At 46.0% G+C, this 22,485-nt stretch carries 19 protein-coding genes; 10 read left to right on the top strand and 9 right to left on the bottom strand.

The annotated features are described in order from the left end of the window. Positions 1 to 33 precede the first annotated feature (33 nt). Positions 34 to 2,292: a DNA topoisomerase IV subunit A gene (gene parC / locus LPB140_RS09785; protein ID WP_072559674.1), complete on the top strand. Its 2,259-nt coding sequence runs from the start codon at positions 34 to 36 to the stop codon at positions 2,290 to 2,292. 83 nt (positions 2,293 to 2,375) lie between these two features. Then, positions 2,376 to 4,220 carry a putative bifunctional diguanylate cyclase/phosphodiesterase gene (locus LPB140_RS09780; RefSeq protein ID WP_072559673.1) on the top strand — a complete coding sequence of 615 codons (1,845 nt, stop codon included), beginning with the start codon at positions 2,376 to 2,378 and terminating at the stop codon, positions 4,218 to 4,220. Here the strand turns inward: LPB140_RS09780 and LPB140_RS09775 are convergent. Genes LPB140_RS09775 through LPB140_RS09755 form a run of 5 tightly spaced genes read right to left on the bottom strand, consistent with a single transcriptional unit; the run spans position 4,181 to position 8,407 of the window. Beyond that, positions 4,181 to 5,404 carry a CCA tRNA nucleotidyltransferase gene (locus tag LPB140_RS09775; RefSeq protein WP_198024107.1) on the bottom strand — a complete coding sequence of 408 codons (1,224 nt, stop codon included), beginning with the start codon at positions 5,402 to 5,404 and terminating at the stop codon, positions 4,181 to 4,183. The genes LPB140_RS09780 and LPB140_RS09775 overlap by 40 nt on opposite strands. Before the next feature lie 18 nt (positions 5,405 to 5,422). Next, positions 5,423 to 6,010, bottom strand: a complete 588-nt coding sequence (locus LPB140_RS09770) for a CoA pyrophosphatase (RefSeq protein WP_072559671.1) — start codon at positions 6,008 to 6,010, stop codon at positions 5,423 to 5,425. A gap of 2 nt (positions 6,011 to 6,012) precedes the next feature. Beyond that, a complete protein-coding gene (locus tag LPB140_RS09765; protein ID WP_072559670.1) occupies positions 6,013 to 6,588 on the bottom strand; it encodes a DUF1285 domain-containing protein in 576 nt (191 codons plus the stop codon). A gap of 49 nt (positions 6,589 to 6,637) precedes the next feature. After that, positions 6,638 to 7,156 carry a GNAT family N-acetyltransferase gene (locus LPB140_RS09760; protein ID WP_083550287.1) on the bottom strand — a complete coding sequence of 173 codons (519 nt, stop codon included), beginning with the start codon at positions 7,154 to 7,156 and terminating at the stop codon, positions 6,638 to 6,640. A gap of 9 nt (positions 7,157 to 7,165) precedes the next feature. Then, positions 7,166 to 8,407, bottom strand: a complete 1,242-nt coding sequence (locus LPB140_RS09755) for a TCR/Tet family MFS transporter (protein WP_083550284.1) — start codon at positions 8,405 to 8,407, stop codon at positions 7,166 to 7,168. Between the two features lie 130 nt (positions 8,408 to 8,537). Here LPB140_RS09755 and LPB140_RS09750 point away from each other — a divergent pair, with 130 nt between their 5' ends. Continuing rightward, positions 8,538 to 9,485, top strand: a complete 948-nt coding sequence (locus LPB140_RS09750; RefSeq protein ID WP_198024106.1) for a DUF1499 domain-containing protein — start codon at positions 8,538 to 8,540, stop codon at positions 9,483 to 9,485. 58 nt (positions 9,486 to 9,543) lie between these two features. Here the strand turns inward: LPB140_RS09750 and LPB140_RS09745 are convergent, their stop codons facing one another. Next, positions 9,544 to 10,701 carry a PQQ-dependent sugar dehydrogenase gene (locus tag LPB140_RS09745; protein WP_072559667.1) on the bottom strand — a complete coding sequence of 386 codons (1,158 nt, stop codon included), beginning with the start codon at positions 10,699 to 10,701 and terminating at the stop codon, positions 9,544 to 9,546. Positions 10,702 to 10,875: 174 nt separating this feature from the next. Here LPB140_RS09745 and LPB140_RS09740 point away from each other — a divergent pair, with 174 nt between their 5' ends. Together LPB140_RS09740 and LPB140_RS09735 are read left to right on the top strand one after the other, a co-directional pair. After that, the gene (locus LPB140_RS09740; RefSeq protein ID WP_072559666.1) at positions 10,876 to 11,322 is read left to right on the top strand and encodes a MerR family transcriptional regulator; all 447 of its coding nucleotides are present in this window, start codon (positions 10,876 to 10,878) and stop codon (positions 11,320 to 11,322) included. 30 nt (positions 11,323 to 11,352) lie between these two features. Next, positions 11,353 to 13,155, top strand: coding sequence for an acyl-CoA dehydrogenase C-terminal domain-containing protein (locus tag LPB140_RS09735; RefSeq protein ID WP_072559665.1), 1,803 nt, complete (start codon positions 11,353 to 11,355; stop codon positions 13,153 to 13,155). 76 nt (positions 13,156 to 13,231) lie between these two features. On the opposite strand, the gene cysK is transcribed toward LPB140_RS09735, so the two are convergent. Continuing rightward, a complete protein-coding gene (cysK, locus tag LPB140_RS09730; protein WP_072559664.1) occupies positions 13,232 to 14,149 on the bottom strand; it encodes a cysteine synthase A in 918 nt (305 codons plus the stop codon). Between the two features lie 14 nt (positions 14,150 to 14,163). Then, positions 14,164 to 15,453 (bottom strand): MFS transporter, encoded by a 1,290-nt coding sequence (locus LPB140_RS09725; protein ID WP_072559663.1) that lies wholly within the window; start codon positions 15,451 to 15,453, stop codon positions 14,164 to 14,166. A 229-nt stretch (positions 15,454 to 15,682) separates the two neighbouring features. Here LPB140_RS09725 and LPB140_RS09720 point away from each other — a divergent pair, with 229 nt between their 5' ends. The 5 genes from LPB140_RS09720 to LPB140_RS09700 are packed head-to-tail and all read left to right on the top strand — an operon-like array spanning position 15,683 to position 20,095. Beyond that, complete coding sequence (locus LPB140_RS09720) at positions 15,683 to 17,347, top strand: DUF885 domain-containing protein (RefSeq protein ID WP_418346547.1); 1,665 nt, start codon at positions 15,683 to 15,685, stop codon at positions 17,345 to 17,347. Further along, positions 17,328 to 17,768: a hypothetical protein gene (locus LPB140_RS09715; protein WP_072559661.1), complete on the top strand. Its 441-nt coding sequence runs from the start codon at positions 17,328 to 17,330 to the stop codon at positions 17,766 to 17,768. The genes LPB140_RS09720 and LPB140_RS09715 overlap by 20 nt, the downstream gene beginning before the upstream one ends. Before the next feature lie 42 nt (positions 17,769 to 17,810). Then, positions 17,811 to 18,644 (top strand): Dam family site-specific DNA-(adenine-N6)-methyltransferase, encoded by an 834-nt coding sequence (locus LPB140_RS09710; protein ID WP_072560798.1) that lies wholly within the window; start codon positions 17,811 to 17,813, stop codon positions 18,642 to 18,644. Next, complete coding sequence (locus tag LPB140_RS09705; protein WP_198024105.1) at positions 18,634 to 19,512, top strand: DNA-methyltransferase; 879 nt, start codon at positions 18,634 to 18,636, stop codon at positions 19,510 to 19,512. Before LPB140_RS09710 ends, LPB140_RS09705 begins: the two co-directional genes overlap by 11 nt. Next, positions 19,490 to 20,095 (top strand): MvaI/BcnI family restriction endonuclease, encoded by a 606-nt coding sequence (locus LPB140_RS09700; RefSeq protein ID WP_083550273.1) that lies wholly within the window; start codon positions 19,490 to 19,492, stop codon positions 20,093 to 20,095. Before LPB140_RS09705 ends, LPB140_RS09700 begins: the two co-directional genes overlap by 23 nt. Positions 20,096 to 20,112: 17 nt before the next feature. On the opposite strand, the gene LPB140_RS09695 is transcribed toward LPB140_RS09700, so the two are convergent. Beyond that, on the bottom strand, positions 20,113 to 22,473 hold the full coding sequence (locus LPB140_RS09695; protein ID WP_072559660.1) for an ATP-dependent helicase: 2,361 nt from the start codon (positions 22,471 to 22,473) through the stop codon (positions 20,113 to 20,115). Positions 22,474 to 22,485: the final 12 nt, after the last annotated feature.

Raw genomic sequence — 22,485 nt, 5'->3', positions numbered from 1 at the left:
GCCCTATGCCTGCTTGTCGTTATCGAATGATATATGAGTGATGAAGTTTTAACCCCGCCATCGGATGATCCGTTCGACCATATTATTGACGCGCCATTTGATTCGGCGCTTTCTGAACGATATTTGGTTTATGCCATGTCGACCATTACCGCGCGGTCTTTGCCCGATTTGCGCGATGGATTAAAACCCGTTCACCGCCGGCTTTTATGGGCGATGCGATTGTTAAAATTGGACCCAACTTCGGGATATAAAAAATGCGCGCGTGTTGTGGGCGATGTTATTGGTAAATATCACCCACATGGCGATCAATCGGTTTATGATGCCATGGTGCGGATGGCGCAAACATTTGCGCTTCGTTATCCTCTTGTCGATGGACAGGGAAATTTCGGCAATATTGACGGCGATAATGCGGCGGCTTATCGTTATACAGAGGCGCGGTTGACACGGCCTGCCATTGAATTAATGGCCGGATTGGATGAAAATGCCACTGATTTCCGCCCGACATATAATGGGGAGGATGAAGAGCCAGAGGTGATGCCCGGGCTGTTCCCCAATTTATTGGCCAATGGTGCATCGGGCATTGCGGTGGGGATGGCGACATCAATTCCTTCGCATAATGTGGCGGAAATTTTGGATGCGGCCATATTGTTAATCGACAACCCAAAGGCGGAACATGACGCCCTGATGGAAATTGTAAAGGGGCCAGATTTTGCCACTGGCGGCATTTTGGTTGATGACCCACAGGTGATAAAAGACGCCTATGCCACGGGGCGCGGGTCAATGCGTGTTCGGGCCAAATGGCATAAGGAGGATGAAGGGCGCGGCCAATGGGTCGCGGTGGTTACCGAAATTCCTTATCAGGTTCAAAAGGGTAAGCTCATCGAACAGCTGGCCAATTTAATCGCCGATAAAAAATTGCCAATTTTGGCCGATGTGCGCGATGAATCCGACGACCAAATTCGCATTGTGTTAGAACCGAAAAGCCGCACGGTCGAGGTGGATGTTTTAATGGACTCATTGTTCAAAATGTCCGATTTGGAAAATCGTTTTTCATTAAATATGAATGTGTTGGATGCGGATAGAACCCCCGAATTGATGGGATTGGGAGATGTTTTGCGCCATTGGCTGCGCCATCAATTTAATGTTTTGGTGCGCCGTTCCAAACATAGGTTGGAAAAAATTGACAATCGTTTGGAATTGCTTGGCGGTTATATTATCGCATTTTTAAATTTGGACCGTGTTATTGAAATTATCCGGACCGAGGATGAACCAAAATCGGTGATGATGGCGGAATTTGAATTAACCGACCGTCAGGCAGAGGCCATTTTGAATATGCGCCTGCGTTCGCTGCGTAAATTGGAAGAAATGGAGTTAAAACGCGAACAGGCCGATTTATTGGCAGAGCGGGAGGCGTTGGTTAAATTAATCGAAAGCCCAGCGCGTCAGCAAACTAGGTTGAAAAAAGATTTAACCGCAATGCGCGATGCATATGGCCCAGATACCGAGCTTGGCAAAAGGCGGACCATGTTGGAAGTCGCCGCGCCGACACGTGATATTCCAGTGGAAGCGATGATCGAAAAAGAGCCGCTGACCATTATTTTATCCACCCGTGGCTGGATAAAGGCGATGAAGGGGCATGGCGACCTGAATGCAGATTTTAAGTTTAAGGAAGGCGATGAGCTTGGCTTTGCATTTCATGCGCAAACCACCGATAAAATATTGGTGGCGACGCAAAGTGGCCGTTTTTACACCATTGGCGCGGATAAATTGCCCGGCGCGCGCGGCTTTGGCGAGCCATTGGGGACAATAGTCGATATTGATGCTGGCAATGAAATTGTTGCCATCATGCCGGCGGAGCAAGATAGGTTAATGCTGCTTGCTGCGTCCAATGGTAAAGGCTTTATTGCCAATATGGGCGATGCAGTTGCCGAAACCCGCAAAGGAAAACAGCTGGTTAATATTAAATCGGGTTCAAAATTATTGGTTGCTCGACCGGTTGAGGAGGGTGCGGACCATGTCGCCATTGTTGGCGAAAACCGCAAATTGGTGATTTTCCCCATTTCCGAACTGCCCCAAATGGCAAAGGGACAGGGGGTTACATTACAACGATATAAGGATGGCGGATTGTCCGATGCCACCAGCTTTAAATTAGAAGAAGGGCTTAGCTGGCCAATGGGCGGCGATAGCGGGCGGACCCGAACCGAAACGGATTTAATGATGTGGCGGGTTGCGCGCGGCGCGGCGGGCCGACTTCCCCCGCAAGGATTTCCGCGAGATAATAAATTTGGATGATTTTTCAAATATTTAATTGAACAAATAAATTTTTTTTCAAACCTATAACAAATATTTACATTTGCCACCTATGTGTAGGCTTAATGCAAAATAATAGGGTCGAAAAGCAGGTGGCAACTGCAACAAAATATCAAAAATCCGGGGGGTTAGAGCGACTTTCGGCGCTTGATTCGCGGTCAGAAAATATAATTGGCGCGATTAAGCAGAATGATGATCAAGGCGAATCGCCTCATCCTCATATTGCCAAAACCCCATCATGGTTATGTTCCTTGCCCTTGGCAGGGGCGATTTTCACGTGGCGTGATAATAAATTCACCTTGTTATATAATAATGAAAAATTTCAACATATTGTCGGCAAGAAATTAAATGCAGAGGCATTTGATTTATCTATAATATCCGACATGTTGCGTGAAATGGCCGCCACAGGGCGAGAACGCGATTTTGTGTGTTGGCGCGGTAATAATCGATTATTAAGCCGGCAATTGGATATTCATTTATCCATTTATGACACGGCCAATTCATCATATTTAATCACCATAAATGACCGTACACAGGAACAATTGCATCGCGAAACATTGCGCCGCGAAATGACATGCGACAGTTTGACCGGATTTCCCAATCGCATTGGTTTTGAGGAAATTGTCGAACAACGGGTCAAGGAAGCCCAGAAAAATTCAGATGATAAAAATCCAGGCCGCTATGCATTTATTTTAATCGATCTAGCGCGTTTTAGCAGGGTTAATGAATCAATGGGGTCAATGGCGGGTGATGAGTTAATCATTACCGTCGCGCGCCGTTTGAAAAGCCAAATGCGCGGCAATGAAATTTTGGCACGATTGGGCGGCAATGAATTTGCGGCATTTATTGAAATTGGCGTTCAACAGGAACGCACCCACCATATAGGGGAGCGAATAAAGGCGGCATTTAACGATCCATGTCAAATTTCCGGCATGGAAATACAAATGGAATGTGCTGTCGCTGCGGCGGTTGGCCGATATAATGAAGACCCGACGGATATTTTAAGAAATGCGCAAATTGCGTTGAAACGCGCAAAAAGCCAGAAAAAATTTGTGCTCTATCATCATGAATCCCTAAATGCAGTGAAACAGCGTTTTTCGATTGAAACCGACCTGCGCCGCGCGATTGAAAAAGAGGAGCTGGAGCTTCATTATCAACCGATTATGGATTTAAAATCGGGCCGGGTTAATGGTTTTGAGGCATTGGCGCGGTGGATCCATCCAGAGCAAGGGTTTATTTCGCCAGTGGATTTTATACCCGTGGCAGAGGAAAGCGGCTTAATCGTGCCGCTTGGCCGTTGGGCAATGTATCAAGCCGCAATGACCATTGCCGATTGGGATAGCCAAATCGCCTTTCATAATATGGGCAGTGCGCCAAAAATTGGGCATGCTGATTATAAAATTTCGGTCAATTTATCGGCCATTCAAATATTGCGAGATGATGTGGTGGGCGCGGTTCGAGACAGCATCTTTTCCGCCGGTGTTGATGGACATCGATTGATGTTGGAATTAACCGAAAGCGCCTTTATTGATGATCCCGACGGCACATTAAAATTGCTTAATCGGTTGAAATCAGAAAATATCAGCTTGGCCATGGATGATTTTGGCACGGGATATTCAAATTTGGCCGTGCTGCAAAAATTGCCAATTGATGTGTTAAAAATTGACCGCAGTTTTGTGACCGATATGGGACAAGATAAAGAAAAAAATGCCATTGTCAGCACGATTTTGTCATTGGCCAAGGCATTGGATATGCAAACCACCGCCGAGGGTATTGAAACGTCAAATATAGGCTGTGCCTTAAAATTATTAGGCTGCACATTTGGTCAGGGATATCATTATGCAAAGCCATTAAAATCGGATGAGGCATTTCAATTTTTATCAAATTCCTTTGTCTCTGATATCATTTGATTGACCAGTTCATCAAATGATTGTCCGGCAGGAAAGCCGCAATCCATCCATTTATTTTTAATCTGTTTGACTAGGGCAGATACTTTTGGCCCTTTTTCAATGCCCGCATCAATTAATTGCGAACCATTTAATGAAAAATATGGGATTTCCCATTTTTGAATATCGGAAATGATGGCGGCATAATCATCGTCATGACCATATAATAATGCGATATCGGTGGCATTTTCCAAGCCATGCTCAAATGCCAATTTACGAACATTGATGTCGTTAATTTCTTGCCGATCGGACAATATGGCCATCAGTAACATGTTCTTTTTTGACATTTTTAACCTTGCGGCGATTTTATATGTCAATTTTGGATCATGGGGCAAAATGGCGGCAAGGCGGCGTTGCCATTTTGGTGAAATGCCAAGCTTTTTTTCTCTTTTTATTAAATCTGCTATTTTCTCAGCCGCATCAGGAATAATTTCGGGCATGAAATGATCAAATATTTGGGCATTTTGCATGGCAGAAATGGAAATAACTATATTTTCTTTGGAAAGAATTTTTTGAAATTCGTCCGATATTCTCTCCCTAGAAATGCTGCGTAAATTGGGTGCACCATGTGCGCATGCAGCCAATGTGGCAGCATCAGTTTCGACATTATCCATAAGGATTAAAAAACGAAAATATCGCAAGATACGAAGATAATCTTCTTTTATCCGTTCATTAGCATCGCCGATAAAAATTAAATTACGCCGATTTAAATCATCTATGCCGCCAAAATAATCATAAATTTGGCCGGTTTTCACATCGGCATATAGGGCGTTGATGGTAAAGTCGCGCCGCGTGGCATCATCCTGCCATTCATCGGAAAAACTAATGGTTGCATGGCGGCCATCGGTTGAAACATCACGGCGCAGCGTGGTGATTTCAAATTTCTCACCATCTATAATTGCGGTAATTGTGCCATGGGCAATGCCGGTGGGGATGGTTTTCGCGCCAATGGCGGTTAATTTTTCTATCACAATTTCGGGGCGTAACCTTGTCGCCAAATCAATATCCGAAACATCAATCCCCAACAGGCTATTTCGCACCGCGCCGCCCACGACGCGAGCATGTTCACTGCGATCATCAATTAATGCCTCAACAATTTTGTGTAGGGCAGGGGATTTCCACCAAGATAGATTAGGCAATTTCATCATAATATGCGTCATGCGATATTATTTGTCCTGCATCAATATTCGATTGCGTAAATTTGCGATTATTCCGGCGGTCACTCCCCAAATGCGAAATTCATTCCATTGCATATCATAATATTCACGCATTTGCCCCTGCCACATCACCTGTTTTTTTATCGCATTTTGTGGGTTCATTAAAAAATCCATTGGCGTTTTGAACCAATGCGATACCTCATCCGGATTGGGGGTGATGGATAATGTGTCGGACACAAGTCCAAAGACAGGGGTTATGGCATAGCCGCTACCCGTGCGATAAATATCACCAGTGCCCAAAATTTCTACCTTTTGACGGTCGATGGACAGCTCCTCCTCTGCCTCCCTTAATGCTGCGTCAATTGCATCTTTATCATCTGCATCTATCTTGCCGCCGGGAAAGGCAACTTGGCCCGCATGGGCACGAAGCCATGAGGGACGCTGCGTCAATATTGTCGAAGGGCGCGGCGCATCGGTTATAGTGATGAGCACTGCCGCCGGAATAAGTTGTTGCCCTTTACCGTTATGAAATTCATCCTCAATATTAAAGGGGCGGGGATCAGCAATGGCAGCATGAATTTTGTCTATCCACTGCATATTTAAGCCATTTGACCAAGGTTGAAAAATTGATTTTGCGACCAAATGCCCATATTTCCATTTTCATTTTCGCATATTAACTCGGCCAATTCAAAATGGACCGCGCGGCTTGCCTTAGCAAAAAGGCCATGCGGTAAGGAAATATGGAAAATATCGCCATCATCTTCGCCCTTGCCCTGTTTCAGGAAGATTTTCTGTTTCGCATCGGCGGCAATAATCTCATCATTGTTCAATCGAAAAAATAACCTTTGCTTTACCCCATCACCTTTTTTGGTTAATTCTACTGCGATTAAGGGCGCGTCGCTAACAATGATTGATAATTGCTCATAGGGAGTTTTAAGCCAATATTTGCCATTATCATCACAATATAAAAGCCGGGAAAATGCCCGAACCATTGCCGGACGCTTAATCACGCCGCCTTGATGCAGCCATGTGCCGTCGGGCAAAATTTCCATCTCGCTATCGCCGGTTTTCTGTGGTTGCCATTGGTCCAAAGGAGGGAGTTTTTGCTCCGCCACCAATTCCCCAATTTCATGCAGGGATAATGATTGTATATCAAAATGTGCGTCATATGGCATGGTGATAAGATAGGCATATTATACCAAAAGTGCAAAGCCCAAAGAATATTTATCGCGGCGACGCAGCAATTTTTGCCATAGGGGCAATATGCCCATTTTGGGGAAGTTTTACATGCGCCACATTGCGGCATAATAAACGTGCGCGTTCAAATGGCCCGGGCAATGCCCATGCCCCGGTTTGCGCGGCAGTAAAGCCAAAGGGTGCATAATAGGGCGCATCGCCAATTAACATCATGGGCGGGTAATCCATATTATCCGCGCGGTTAATCATTTCATTTAACATGGCGCGGCCATGGCCCATATTTTGATATTTGGCCGCAACGCCAACAGGCCCCACCAAAATTAAGGGATGCGAAGCGCCATTTTCATCCAATAATTGCACCGTCCAACATTGCAATATGCCCAATAATATATCGTCATCGGTCAAGGCAAAGGATAAATTGTCAATCATCAATGCACCATCACGCAATTTATATGCGGTGCGTTCATGCCGATCCTCGCCAAATGCCTGATCCAGCAAATCCTCAATTTCTTTACTATCAATTTTATCAATGGGGCAAAATGTCATTATCGTCGCTTAATATGATATATGCTTTTTATTCTTTGCCACAAAATATAGGGTGACAAAGGCAGAAATGGTGAAAAATAGCGCCAAAATAAAGGGCGCACCGGCAAATTTTATCGGCGCATTGGCCGATGTGAAATAGGATAGGCTGCCATTATAGACAAGCTGAGCCAAAAGAAAGGATAAAGCAGACAGGCTACCATTAAATCCTTGTAATTCACCTTGCGCAGAAGACGGGGTCCGCTGAGACATCATCGCGCTTATCGATGGCATGATTATCCCCTGCAAACCCATTAAACCGCATAGCGCAAGGGCGATATTGCCATTTTGCATAAACGCCAAAGTAATGAATGACAATCCGGCAAAGCACATGCCATATTGCGCGGTGCGTCTTTCGCCAAATTTCGCCACCATTGGTCCGATAACAAAACCCTGAACCAATGCCATGGACGCGCCCACCATGGTCAGCGACAGGCCGATTGTTTTGGAATCCCACCCAAATTGGGCAATGGCAAAAAATGCCCATGATGCGGGATAAACATTGGTCGCGGTTAACCACAAAAAATAAACCGCCGCAATGGGCAGAAGGCTGGGCGTTTTGGACAGGCTGATTAACGCGCCAAGCGGGTTGGAACGTTTCCAGTCAAAATCGCGCTTATCACCTTGCTTCATGGTTTCGGGAAAAATGAAATATCCAAATATTGCATTGGCAAGGGCAAGAGCGCCAGCCACAAAAAATGGTATTCTTGTCCCCCAATCGGCCAAAAACCCGCCCATTGCAGGCCCCATGATAAAACCAATGCCAAATGCAGCGCCGATCAGGCCAAAGCTTTTCGCCCGGTCTTTATCGCTGCTAATATCGGCCATGGCGGCATTGGCCGGACCAAAAATTGCACCCAAACCGCCCGCAATGGCGCGGCCAATAAATAACCAGATGATATTGGGCGCAAGCCCCATCAATAAAAAATCAATGCCAAATCCAAATAATGAAAATAAGAAAATGGGCCGCCGCCCAAATCGATCGCCCAAATTGCCCATTAACGGCCCCATTAAAAATTGGGCAATGGCATATGCCGCACCTAACCATGCGGCATGAAATGTCGCCTCTGACAGGGAGATATTTTCCAATTCAATAATTAGTTGGGGCAGGGCCGGCATGATGATGCCAAAACCCATGGAATAAATGAAAACCGTTAAAAGAATGAACAAGCGGGCAAGTTTATTCTTATTTTCTGTTTCAGGCTTGTTCATCATTTTTCAATGTCAGCGAAGCGGCATATTGTCCACCATATTATGCTTTTTTGTTGTTTCAACAGAATCCGCCTGATAGTCATGGGACAAGATAAAAATAATGCCATTTGGTATTTATATGGGGTTAGGCAAAATGAACGATCAAAATAATCAATCTGGTGAGAATGTTAATGCCAATAATATGGACGATGTAAATAATGTTCAGGGGGCAGATACTGCCCCGCCAACAGATAATATCCCGCCAATAGATAATGTCCAAGGGTCTGATAATGCTCCGGTACAGATAAAAAAGCGCATTCGGGATAATTTTTGGCTTCGTGATTTTCGTGGGACCTTAATATTCTTTGGCGGTGTTGGCGCCATTTTATGGGCATTGGTCTCTGCAATTGGCACCGGATGGGGATTTTGGGATTATAAAAAGGGACTGACGGGTGTCCAATGGTCATTTTTCCTCGCTTTGGCTGTTATAGTCATTTTTCTTTTCGGATTTTGGTATGACCGTAAAAAGGAAAAAAAGAAATTTGGCTTACTACGTATATTGGGTGCGGGCAGCGCCTTAGGCTATGTTGGTTGGATGCTAAGCATTATTTATACTGGCGCGACATTGCCCGCCATTCACGACATTACCACCGATTTGGCTGATCCACCTTCATTCTCTGCCTTGCAAATTCGTGCGGATAATTTGGATAAAGTCCCCGAATGCGGTGAAAATGCAAATGGGCTTTCCCCGGTACAAAGATGGTCGGTTTGCCATCAAGAGGCATATCCAGATATTCGTTCGGTGCGGATTGAAAAGCCGGTTGCCGAAATTATGGCAAAGGCAGAGCGTCTTGTTGAGGATCGCGGTTGGGAATTAGCGATAAGCGACCCTGCGACAGGCCGAGTAGAGGCGACCGCGACATCAACTTTATTCCGTTTCAAGGATGATATTGTGCTGCGGGTGCGCCCCACCGAAGATGGCACGGGCAGCATCATCGACATGCGTTCGGTCAGCCGCGTGGGGCAAAGCGACCTTGGTGTTAATGCAAAACGAATTCGCGCATTTTTGGCCGATTTGTCGGGAACGACAACCACGAACTGATAATATTATGGTATAGTAGCCATGATTTAATTGATGAAAATTTGCGGTTTATCCCATATTATTTTGGGGTAAGCCGTATCATTTTGCCGCCATCTTCCAATATCCAAATTGCGCCGTCGGGGCCATTTTCAACCTCCCTTACGCGCATTTCCATATTCCATTGTTCGCCCTTTTCAGCCTTCTTGCCATTTAATTTGATGCGGATAAGGCTTTGTGCGCCAAGCCCGCCCATAAATAATGAGCCGCGCCATTGGGGAAATAAATTACCATTATATGTCATTAACCCGCCCGGCGATACCGCCGGATTCCACCAAAGGGCGGGGGCTTCAAAACCGTCTTTTGCGCTATGATCTGGAATATCTCTGCCGTCATAATGGTCGCCATTGGACACAGTGGGATATCCGTAATTTGCGCCTTTTTGAACAAGGTTCAGCTCATCTCCGCCAGCAGGCCCCATTTCCTGATTCCATAAATTGCCATGCAAATCAAAAGTGATGCCCAATATATTTCGGTGGCCAAGCGACCAAATTTGCGCGGCAATGCCGCCTTGTGCAGCAAATGGATTATCCTGCGGGATGCTGCCATCCAAATTTAATCTTATTATTTTGCCCAAATTTGCCGACATATCCTGCGCAGGGTCAAATTTCTGCCGTTCGCCAGACCCAATGAATATATATCGCCCATCGGGTGAAAATGCGATGCGGTGGGAGAAATGACCTCTGCCTGTTACTTTTGGAAATTGTTTCCAAATAATATTGATATTGTCCAGCGCAGGTGCGCCATCCCCATCCAACCTTAATTTTGCCCGTGCGACTACTGCGCCGCGTGTGTCATTTTCCCCCGCCTCTACCCAGCTAAAATAAATATGTCCCGTTTTTAAATAATCGGGGGAGATGACCACATCGCCAAGGCCGCCTTGGCCGCCATAATCCACCTTTGGCACATTGGCGATTTGCAAAATTTCATCATCCGCGCGCCAAAGCAGCATTTTGCCGCTCTTTTCGGTAATAAGCGCATAAGGGCTTTCGGGCACAAATGCCATTGCCCATGGCTCGTTAAATTGGGCGATTATTTCTTCATTAAATGGTTTTTCCGCCTCTATATTATGGGCGCCTTGAACCGGAGTTTTTTTATCCACGTCCGCCGCATTGCAGGAGGAAAAGGCCAATAGAGAAGCCGCCAAAAGAGGTAATTTTGCAATTGATATTTTGTTCATTTTGGGCCTTTTTCAAATAAATTGGCATGATGGGAGGAAATTATATCCTAATCAATTCATAAGATGGTTCAACAAGTTTTGCTTGACGTTTACGCTAACGTAAACTATGGCTTATTTATACAGAATCAAGGTGAAATAATTATTCGCCACTGGGTTGATGTAAAGGGACGAAGGATGGACAATATCGGGCAGGAAATAAAGCGCGCAGACGCAACATTGGACACGCCGGATGAGCTGAACAGGGAAGTATTTTCCATTTCCGATTTAAGCACGGAATTTGATGTTACCGCGCGGGCGCTTCGTTTTTATGAAGATCAAGGCTTAATCGCGCCAGAGCGTCAGGGGTTGGTCCGTATTTATTCAAAAAGGGATAGGGCGCGTTTGGCATGGATTTTGCGCGCAAAACGTGTGGGTTTTTCGCTGGCCGAAATTCGCGAAATGATTGACCTATATGACCTTAACGATGGGCGCAATTTGCAACGCCGCGTGACAATTGAAAAATGTAAAGAACGCATCGCCACATTGAATAAACAAAAAGAAGATATTGTCAGCGCTATTGACGAATTAACCGAATTTGTCAGCGTTGTTGAAGAAGTTGAAGCCGAAGAAAATTCCCAATAATATTTATTATTTTTATCAAAGGACAATAAAATGCCACAATATAAAGCGCCTGTAAAAGACATGAAGTTCATTTTGAACGAAGTTTTAAATGTTGATAATTATTCCAATCTTCCCGGATTTGAAAATGCGTCATCGGACATGATTGAGGCTATTTTGACTGAGGGCAGCAAATTTGTGGAAAATGTTATTTTCCCGTTAAATCGTGTGGGCGATGAACAGGGCTGCACCCGTCATGAAGATGGCTCGGTCACCACGCCAGAGGGTTTTAAGGACGCATATGAGCAGTATCGCGCCGCCGGTTGGGGCACATTGTCCGCGCCGGAAGAATTTGGCGGACAGGGCATGCCGCATATTGTTTCCATGGCTTTTGAAGAAATGATGGGCAGCAGCAACACCGCCTTTGCCATGTATCCTGGATTAACCCACGGCGCGGTTTCTTCCATCCTTGCCAAGGGTAGCCAAGAACAAAAAGAAACCTATGTCCCCAAAATGGTGTCGGGCGAATGGACCGGCACAATGAATTTGACTGAGCCGCATTGCGGCACCGATTTGGGCCTTATCCGCACAAAGGCTGTTCCCAATGATGATGGCAGCTTCGCGATTAGCGGCACCAAAATTTTCATCTCTTCTGGTGAACATGATATGAGTGAAAACATCATCCATTTGGTGCTTGCCAAAACCCCTGATGCGCCGGACAATGTAAAGGGCATTTCACTGTTCATCGTGCCGAAATTTATTTTGGACGAAAATGGCAATGCAGGCGAACGCAATGCTGTTTCCTGTGGATCAATTGAACATAAAATGGGCATTCATGGTAACTCCACCTGCGTAATGAATTATGACGGGGCAAAAGGTTATTTAATTGGTGAGGAAAATAAAGGCCTTGCCGCCATGTTCATCATGATGAATGTTGCGCGTTTGGGCGTTGGGCAACAGGGACTTGCCATTGCCGAAGTCGCCTATCAAAATGCCGTGCAATATGCGAAAGACCGTCGTCAGGGCCGCGCCTTAACCGGACCAGAGGATTTGAATGAAAAGGCAGATACTTTGTTCGTTCACCCCGATGTGCGCCGCATGTTGATGGATGCAAAGGCATTTACCGAGGGGATGCGTTCATTCTGCCTATGGGGTGCGTTACAGGCCGATTTAATCCACAGCGCGACCGATGAAGCAGATCGCCAAATGGCCGATGATTTATTGTCATTACTTACCCCCGTTATCAAAGGATATGGCACGGATAAAGGTTATGATGTCGCGACCAATGCGCAACAGGTTTATGGCGGTCATGGATATATTGCCGAATGGGGCATGGAACAATATGTGCGTGATGCGCGTATCGCCATGATTTATGAAGGCACAAATGGCGTTCAGGCAATGGATCTTGTTGGCCGTAAATTGGCCCAAAATGGTGGCCGCGCGGTGCAGGCATTGTTCAAAATTGTTGATGATGAATGCGCCAATGCCAAAAATAATGATGCATTGGCCGATTTCGCCACCCGCCTTGAAAAAGCAAATGGCGAATTAAAGGCGGCGACAATGTGGTTCATGCAAAATGGCATGGCCAACCCGAATAATGTGGGTTCAGGTGCGCATCATTATATGCACATTATGGGCATTGTCGCGCTTGGCCTGCAATGGTTGCGGATGAGCAAAGCGGCAAGCGCGGCGTTAAGCGCAGGGGCAGAAGACAGCAAATTTTACGAGGCAAAATTGGTCACCGCGCGTTATTTCGCCGAACGTTATATGCCCGATGCTGGTTCTTTACGCCGTAAAATTGAAGCTGGCGGCGATGCCATCATGGCGCTTGATCCCGAAATGTTTGCTGCAGCATAATATTGCCTTGCACATTATAAATAAAAAAAGCCGGGACGCGATGCCCGGCTTTTTTATGCGTAGAATATATTTTTAATTATTCGGGCAAGAAATCGGGAACGGACAAATAACGCTCACCCGTATCATAGTTAAAGCCCAATATTCTTGTGCCAGCGGGCAGTTCCTTAATTTTCTGCGCAATGGCGGCAAGGGTCGCGCCCGATGAAATGCCAACCAACATGCCTTCTTCACGGGCAGAACGCCGTGCCATTTCCTTGGCATCCTCTGCATCCACCTGTATCACGCCGTCAATCGCCTGTGTGTGCAAATTACCCGGAATAAAGCCCGCGCCAATGCCTTGTATAGGGTGCGGGCCGGGCTGGCCGCCGCCAATAACGGGGGACAAGGCGGGTTCAACAGCATATACCTTTAAACTGGGCCAATGGCGTTTTAATTCCTCTGCACATCCGGTAATATGCCCGCCCGTGCCCACACCGGTGATTAACACATCAATGGGATTATCGGCAAAATCGGCCAATATTTCCGGTGCGGTCGTGCGCACATGCACATCAACATTGGCGGGATTGTCAAATTGTTGCGGCATCCATCCGCCTTCGGTATTTTCCACCAACTCAATTGCGCGTTCAATTGCGCCCTTCATTCCTTTTTCCTTGGGCGTTAAATCAAATGTCGCGCCATAGGCCAGCATTAAACGGCGGCGTTCAATCGACATGGATTCGGGCATAACAAGGACAAGTTTATATCCCTTTACCGCCGCCACCATGGCAAGGCCAATGCCGGTATTACCCGATGTTGGTTCAATAATCGTGCCGCCGGGGGACAGGCTGCCATCGGCCTCCGCTGCCTCTATCATCGCCAATGCAATCCGGTCCTTAATCGACCCGCCGGGATTTGATCGTTCGGATTTAATCCACACATTGGCATCGCCAAATAATCGCTGCATGCGGATATGGGCGCTATTGCCAATGGTTTCTAAAATGCTGTTCACTTTCATGGGGTGGTATCTCCTTATTCTTTATCGCCAGTTTTGGTATGTTCGGGCTCTGCGTCAAGAACCTCTTGCGATGCATTGAAATTTTTTGCTGCGCCTATTTGCGGGAAAACCCGCATCCATGCGGCGGTGATGATTAACGCACCTGCGCCTCCGCTTATCACTGCGGCCACCGGACCGATTATTGCCGCCAACCCGCCGGAAAATGCATCGCCCAATTCATTGGATGCGGAAATGGTAAGCTGGCTTACCGCGCCAACGCGCCCGCGCTTATCATCCGGCGTATTAAGCTGAATTAACGATCCGCGCACATATACGCTAAACATATCGGCGCCGCCCGCCACCATCAGGCAAAGCATGGACAGGATAAGTGATTGGCTGAACCCGAAAATAATCGTCGCCGCGCCAAAGATGAACACCGCGCCCAGCATTTTATTGCCCACATTATGGCGAATGGGCCGAAAGCTGAAAATAGACGCGATGATAAGCGCCCCTGCGGCGGGGGATGCCGCCATCCAACTTAACCCATCTGCGCCCACTTGCAAAATATCCCGCGCAAAAACGGGGATAAGCGCGGTTGATCCGGCCAAGAAAACAGCAAATAAATCCAATGTTATCACGCCCAATACCAATTTATTGTGCCATACATATTTCATGCCATCGGCAATTTGGGCAATTGGGCCGCGACCTTTATCAATAATGGAACGGGGCACTTCGCCAATCATCAACATGGCGCATAAGCTAAGTAGATATAATATCGTGCTGACCATATAGGGCAGGGGCGCATAAATTTGAAATAATGGACCCGCCATGGCAGGGCCGATTAACATGCCCGCCTGCCACGCAATGGTGGAAATGGCAATGGCGGTGGGCAGGCTTTCCTTCGGCACTAAATTAGGGGCTAGTGCACCAAATGCTGGCCCAATAAAGGCCCGCGCTATTCCCATTAAAATGGCCAGCCCATATATCCAACCCAGCGTCAATGCGTCCATATAGGTCAAATATGCCAGCAATGCCGCAATCCCTGCCTGACCGGCAAGCACGATGCGCGCGACCAGCCGCCGGTCCATACGGTCCGCCACCCACCCGACAAGTGGGGTAAGGACGAATAGGGGCGCAAATTGCAATAAACCGATAAGCCCCAATCGCGCCGATGCGCCGCCAATGCCCATGGTTTCACGGGCGATATTATATGCCTGCCAATTTAATATTAACATCATGGAATATAGCGCGAGCATGGATGCCAATCGCGCAAACCAATATGCGCGAAAATTTGGAATGGTGAATGGATGCGGGGAAGTTGTCATATTGATGATAGCTAATATTATATGGCTCTTGGTACAATCAATCTTTTCTATTCAGATATAAATTGCGGTGCGTTTTTTCTGGTATTTTATAATGTTTCGGCCCATCCTATTGGTGATTATTGATTAAGGGGGCGATATGATGAAGAAATTTACGCTTATTTTGGCTGTATCCACAATTGCCTTTACGGGCGTTACCGCATGTAAAAAGGTGGATAATGTTGAAAACTCCATGACCGTTGATACCAGCAATATTTGGGGCAAATATGTGGATGGTTTTTTGACCGGATATTTTAAGGTCAACCCGACATTTGCGGTAAATCAGGGAAAGCATGAATTTGACGGTCAATTGCCCAATTGGTCGCCCGAGGGATTAAAGGCGCAAATTGATTTTCGTAAAAAGGCAATATCCGATGCCAAGGCATTGGATGATAGCAAATTAACCGATGAGCAGAAATTTGAACGTGATTATTTAATCAGCGTGATGGATGCTGAGCTGTTTTGGATGGAGGAGGCGGACCAACCGCATAATAACCCCGCATTTTATATCAATACACTTGATCCCGATGTGTATATTTCGCGCGAATATGCCAATAAAGAAACGCGGATGAAGGCGTTTATTAAATATTTGGACAATATTCCCGCCGCCGCTGAGCAGATAAAGGGCAATTTGAAATTGCCGCTGCCTGCGACATTTTTGAAATTGGGCGTGGCGGGATTTGATGGTTTTGCTGCATATTATGGCGGCGATGCAAAGGCCGCCTTTGCCGATGTGAAAAATGATGAACTGCAAAAAATATTTGATGCATCGGTGGCCAAGGCATCGGCCGCGATGACCAGCCTTTCGCTGCATATACAATCAAAGCCTGCAACCGCCGATGGATATGCGCTGGGCGGGCAGAAATTTTCCAATATGCTGCTGCGCACCGAGGGGGTAGGTATTCCCTTGGATGAGTTGGAGGCAGTGGGCCGCGCGGATTTGAAACGAAATCAGGATGCGTTAAAGGCCGCCTGTGCAAAATTCGCCCCCTTGGCCAGCCTTGCCGATTGCATGGCAAAAATGGCCGCGAATAAACCGGAAAAAGGACCAGTGCAGGAGGCACGCGACCAATTGCCGCCACTGCGTGAATTTTTGATTAAAAATGATCTGGTCACTATTCCAGGGACAGAACAGGCATTGGTGGAGGAATCCCCGCCCTATAACCGGCAAAATAGCGCCTATATCATCATTCCTGGGCCATATGAAACGGGATTGCCCAGCACCTATTATATTTCTCCGCCCGATCCAAGTTGGGATGCGGAAACCCGCGCGGCATTTATTCCAGGCAAAAAGGATCTGCTCGGCACGTCGGTGCATGAAATTTGGCCAGGGCATTTTTTGCAATTTTTGCATAGCAACCGTTCAAAAAGCATTATCGGCAAATTATTTGTTGGCTATGCCTTTGCCGAGGGATGGGCGCATTATGGCGAAGAAATGATGGTAGAGGCGGGGCTGAACGGTGAAAATGGCGTGGCCGATCCCGAAACCCATGTTGGGCAATTAACCAATGCGTTGCTGCGTAATTGCCGCTATCTTTCCGCCATTGGCCTGCACGCCCGTGGGTTGAGCGTGACGCAAAGTCAGGAACTTTTCAAAAATGAATGTTATCAAGATGCCGGCACCGCCATGCAACAGGCGGCGCGGGGCACATATGATCCCGCCTATCTTAACTACACACTGGGTAAATTGATGATTAGGAAACTTCGCGCCGATTGGACCGCAAAGCAAAATGGCGGCGCACAGGGGCAAAAAAATTGGAAGGCATTTCATGATGAATTCCTATCCTATGGCGGGCCGCCCATCCCCATGGTCCGCAAAGCAATGATGAAAGAAGAAAGTGCCAAAGCCGTCTTTTAACGCTGCCTTTACACAGGAAAGCGATTTTGAAAAACTTTATGGCGGGTTAAATGATCTTAGCTGGCCGAAAAGCGATTGGACGCATGAGGCGCATTTTGCCGCCGCGCTATACCTTGTGCGTAAAATGGGGCTGGCGGTGGCAAAGGCCGCCATGCCGGACATCATCCGCGCCTATAATCAGGCAACGGGCGTGGTCAATGATGATAAAAGCGGATATCATCACAGCATCACGATGATGTCATTGGATGTGACGGACAAATTTATGGCGCAATATAGCGCGAACACCCCCTTGGCCGATATTTTGGCGGATATGATGGGGCATGAATATGGGCACAGCAATTGGTTGTTAAAATTTTATACGCGCGACACATTATTTAGCGTGGCGGCAAGACGCGGCTGGATCCCCCCTGATTTGGGGTGAGAAATGCGTTTCGTTTTCGATTTTCGACTGCTATCAAAAAATATGAATCAAATTGTTAATAATATCGGACGTAAACCATTTTTAAAATGGGCTGGCAATAAGCATAGGGTTATCAGTCATATATTGCCTGTCCTGCCTTCGGGGGAAAGATTGGTGGAGCCATTTGCAGGGTCATGTGCAATTTCATTGGTATCAACCTATCCAAATTTTCTGCTTTCAGACACTAATGCTGATTTGATAGACCTATTTATAAATATACAGACAGACGCTGACTTAATTCTAAAAGAAACTGAAAATCTATTTGATGGTTCAAACAATAATGCAGATGCTTTTTATGAATTGCGCGAAGAATTCAACTCTTCGCCAAATTCAATCCGTAAGTCTTCAATTTTTATTTATTTGAATCGCCACTGTTTTAATGGCCTATGTAGATATAATAAGAGCGGAATATTTAACGTACCATTTGGCAAATATACTAACCCTAAATGTCCCAAAAATGAAATTATGAATTTTGCCTCTTTCGCGAAAGAGGCGACATTTTATCATCAATCTTTCGAAGACACTTTCGCACAGGCAAGGCCGGGCGATGTTTTTTACTGCGATCCGCCATATTCGCCACTAACCGCGACATCAAATTTCACAAGCTATTCTAAAAATGAATTTGGTGAAGCTGAGCATGTAAAATTAAGAGATGAAGCAATTAGATTATCTGAGCAAGGGACAACTGTAATAATTTCAAATCATAGAACAGAAGAGACCCTTAAATTGTATAAGGAAGCCAAAATTATTGAGTTTAATGTGTCTCGGTTAATTTCCAGCAAAGCTTCGACGAGAAACGCTGCCCCTGAACTCTTGGCGATTTTTGATGCAAGATAAAAAAAAATTAGACTTTTTTGCTGAAGAACGAACAGGCTATATTCCCGCAGAGTCGGACAGCGAAATTAACAAATCATATAATCTTGCTTATTATTGTCCTGTAAAAAAAGCATATATTTTTGAAGGCGATACAATTGAAGTTATGGAAGCAATATTAAAAAAGCATCCCGATGGTTGTTTTGATATGATATTTGCAGACCCTCCATATAAGCTATCAAATGGCGGATTTACCTGCAAATCTGGCAAGGTTGTTCCTGTTCATAAAGGGGATTGGGACCGTTCAGAAGGTCCGGAGTTGGATTTTGAATATACAAAAAAATGGCTGTCACTATGTCAGAAATTATTGAAACCTAATGGAACAATATGGATTTCTGGGACACATCATATCATTCATATTGTTGGCTTTGCACTCCAAACATTGAATTTTAAAATTTTAAATGAAATCACGTGGGAAAAACCAAACCCACCGCCGAATTTGTCTTGTCGATATTTCACTCATTCAACTGAAACTATTATATGGGCATCTAAGTCCATTAAGAGTAAACATATTTTTAATTACCAAGATATGAGGGAGGAGAATGGCGGAAAGCAAATGAAAACTGTTTGGCAATTTCTTCCACCTAATAAAAACGAAAAAATGCATGGCAAGCATCCCACGCAAAAACCCATTTCTCTATTAAACCGAATTATTCTTTCATCTACGAAAGAGGGGGATTTTGTTTTTGATCCATTTAGCGGTAGTTCTACTACCGGAGTGTCAGCAATTCAAAATAATAGAAAATTTTGTGGCATTGATGCCGAAAGAGAATATATTGATTTATCAATAAGTAGATTAAAGGATTGTGATGGAACGCTCCGAGGCACTTAAAAAGCTAAAGGAAATAACTGGCATTGAGCATAACCTGCATGATCTTGCCATTATTCATCAAATTGAACCTGTTAAAAATGGACGTCAAAATAAAGGATGGGCGGGGCAAGTTATAGAACGACATCTAAATTTACCTATAAATTCTTCGCAAAGTCCGAATTTTGGTTCGTGGGAATTAAAAAGCGTGTCATTAAAATATGCTAGGGGAGAATTGGTTTTTAAGGAAACGATGGCGGTCACTATGATAGATCCCATTCAAGTAATGAAGACCCCATTTTCTGATAGTCATTTATTACAAAAATTGAACAAATTTGTATGCGTACTTAGGGTTGTAGGAAATAATTTTGCCGATCATAGCTACATTCATGCAGTCCATGAGGTTGATCTTGATGTAGAGACTAAAAAGATAATTGAGGAGGATTATGAAACAATAAGAGCTCAAATCTCTCAAAAAGGACTAAAAAGTTTGTCAGGTAAAATGGGAAAACTGATTCAGCCTCGCACAAAAGGTGCTGGTCATGGAAGTATTTCAAGAGCATTTTATGCCCGAAAAGAATTCCTAAAGAGAGTTATGCCGATTTAAATTGGAAGGCATAAATATCACCCCACCTTGATAAAGCTGTCCATCACCCTTTTGCTGCCGCCATGTTCAAATTCGATTTCCAGCTTATTTCCCTCAATCTCCAATATTTCGCCATAGCCGAATTTTTCATGAAAAACGCGCATACCGATCGCGACATCGCTGCGGCCTTTTTGGGCATAGCTGGCGGCGCTGCGGCCTGTTTCCTTAACCCTAGGTAGGGGGCGGTAAAAATCGCTATCCCTTAATGTGCCGCCTGAACCGCTGCTGGCTGGGCTATATGATTTATTATCTGATGCATTATTGGATGCTAATGCCGCGCGTTGCCAGCCTGGCCCTCTTGCCCCCGCGCGGGTGGCATTGGCGGCGGATAAATGTTTGAACGGGTCTTCATTCTCGCTCCAATTTGCGCGCCACAGGGACGCGCCGCCCGCATTGCTTTGTTGCATTTCAATATGCTCATCGGGCAGCTCGTCAATAAATCTACTGGGGATGCTGCTGGTCCATTGGCCATAAATTCGCCGATTGGCGGCGTGAAATATGGTGCAATTTTCACGTGCGCGGGTAATGGCGACATAGGCAAGGCGGCGTTCCTCCTCCAAACTGGCAAGGCCGCCTTCATCCATGGCGCGCTGTGATGGGAAAACGCCTTCTTCCCACCCGACAAGGAACAGATTTTTAAACTCCAACCCCTTGGCCGCGTGAATGGTCATGATGGTAACCGATCGGTCGCTTGCCGCATTATCATTATCCATGACAAGCGAGACATGTTCCAAAAAATCGCCCAATGTTTCATAATCTTCCATTGCGCGGGTCAGCTCGGTTAAATTTTCAAGCCGTCCGGTGGATTCCGCGCTGCGGTCGGCCTGTAACATGTCGGTATAGCCGCATTCATCCATGACCATGCGGGTTAATTCCGATGGGGAAATTTGCCCCGCCTCATCGCGCCATCGGGCGATATTTTTGCATAAATCGGCCAATGATTTTTTTGCCTTGCCCGACATTTCATCGCTTTGGCACAGTTCCGCAGCGGCGGTATAAAGCGGGCTTTGTAATGCGCGGGCAAAAATATGTATCTTTTCCAGCGCCTTGCCCCCTATACCGCGTTTGGGTGTGTTGACAATGCGTTCAAAGGCAAGATCATCGGCGGGTTGGTTGATGATGCGAAGATAGGCAATGGCATCGCGAATTTCCGCGCGTTCATAAAATCTTGCCCCGCCAATAATCCGGTAATTTAGGCCGATTTGGATAAATCTATCCTCAAATTCGCGGGTTTGAAATTGTGCCCGCACCAAAATGGCGGCATCATTTAAATCATGCCCCTTATGCGCCAATGCCTCAATCTCTTCGCCCACGCGGCGGGCCTCCTCTGGCCCATCCCACACGCCCAAAATTTTAACCGGCTCACCCCCGTCAATTTCGGTCCACAGGGTTTTGCCCAATCGGTCGCTATTCGCGTTGATAAGGCCGGATGCCGCGCCCAAAATATGGCGGGTAGAGCGGTAATTTTGTTCCAATTTCACTGTTTTTGCGCCGGGAAAATCTTTCTCAAAGCGTAAGATATTGGTCACTTCCGCGCCGCGCCAGCTGTAAATACTTTGGTCATCATCGCCCACCACGCAAATATTTTTGCGCCGCTGTGCCAATAAACGCAGCCATAAATATTGCACGGCATTGGTGTCTTGATATTCATCGACCAACATATATTTGAAGCGTTCTTGATATTGTTCCAAAATATCGCGATTTTCACGCATAAGTTTCAAATTAAGCAGCAATAAATCACCAAAATCACAGGCGTTTAGCGTTTTGAGCCGCGCCTGATATATTTGATATAGCAATTGGCCTTTGCCATTGGCATATGCCTCGCTTTCGCCTGCATTTATATCTTCGGGCATTAACCCCTTATTTTTCCATTTGTCGATTAAGGAGGCGAGCAATTTTGCGGGCCAGCGTTTTTCATCCAAATTTTCCGCTTGGATAAGCTGTTTTAACAATCGTAATTGATCGCTGGTATCAATGATGGTGAAATTACTTTCAAGGCCGACCAATTCGGCATGGCGGCGCAGCATTTTTGCGCCAATGGAGTGAAAAGTGCCAAGCCATGGCATGCCCTCCACCGCATCGCCAATCATTTTTCCAATGCGTTCGCGCATTTCACGCGCCGCCTTATTGGTAAATGTAACCGCCAAAATTTCCGATGGCCATGCTTTACGTGTATAGATGATATTAGCCAATCGCGCGGTTAGGGCGGCGGTTTTACCTGTGCCCGCACCGGCAAGCATTAACACCGGCCCTTCGGTGGTAAGCACAGCTTCGCGTTGGGGTGGGTTTAACCCGCGCAGCCAATTGGGTTCATTATCAAAATTCTGGTCATTATTCATGGGTAGAACGAT

Origin of the sequence: Sphingorhabdus lutea (assembly GCF_001889025.1) — a bacterium.
Taxonomy (GTDB): domain Bacteria; phylum Pseudomonadota; class Alphaproteobacteria; order Sphingomonadales; family Sphingomonadaceae; genus Sphingorhabdus_B; species Sphingorhabdus_B lutea.
The sequence above is the reverse complement of the archived record's forward strand: the minus strand, read 5'-3'. Positions and strand labels throughout refer to the sequence as shown.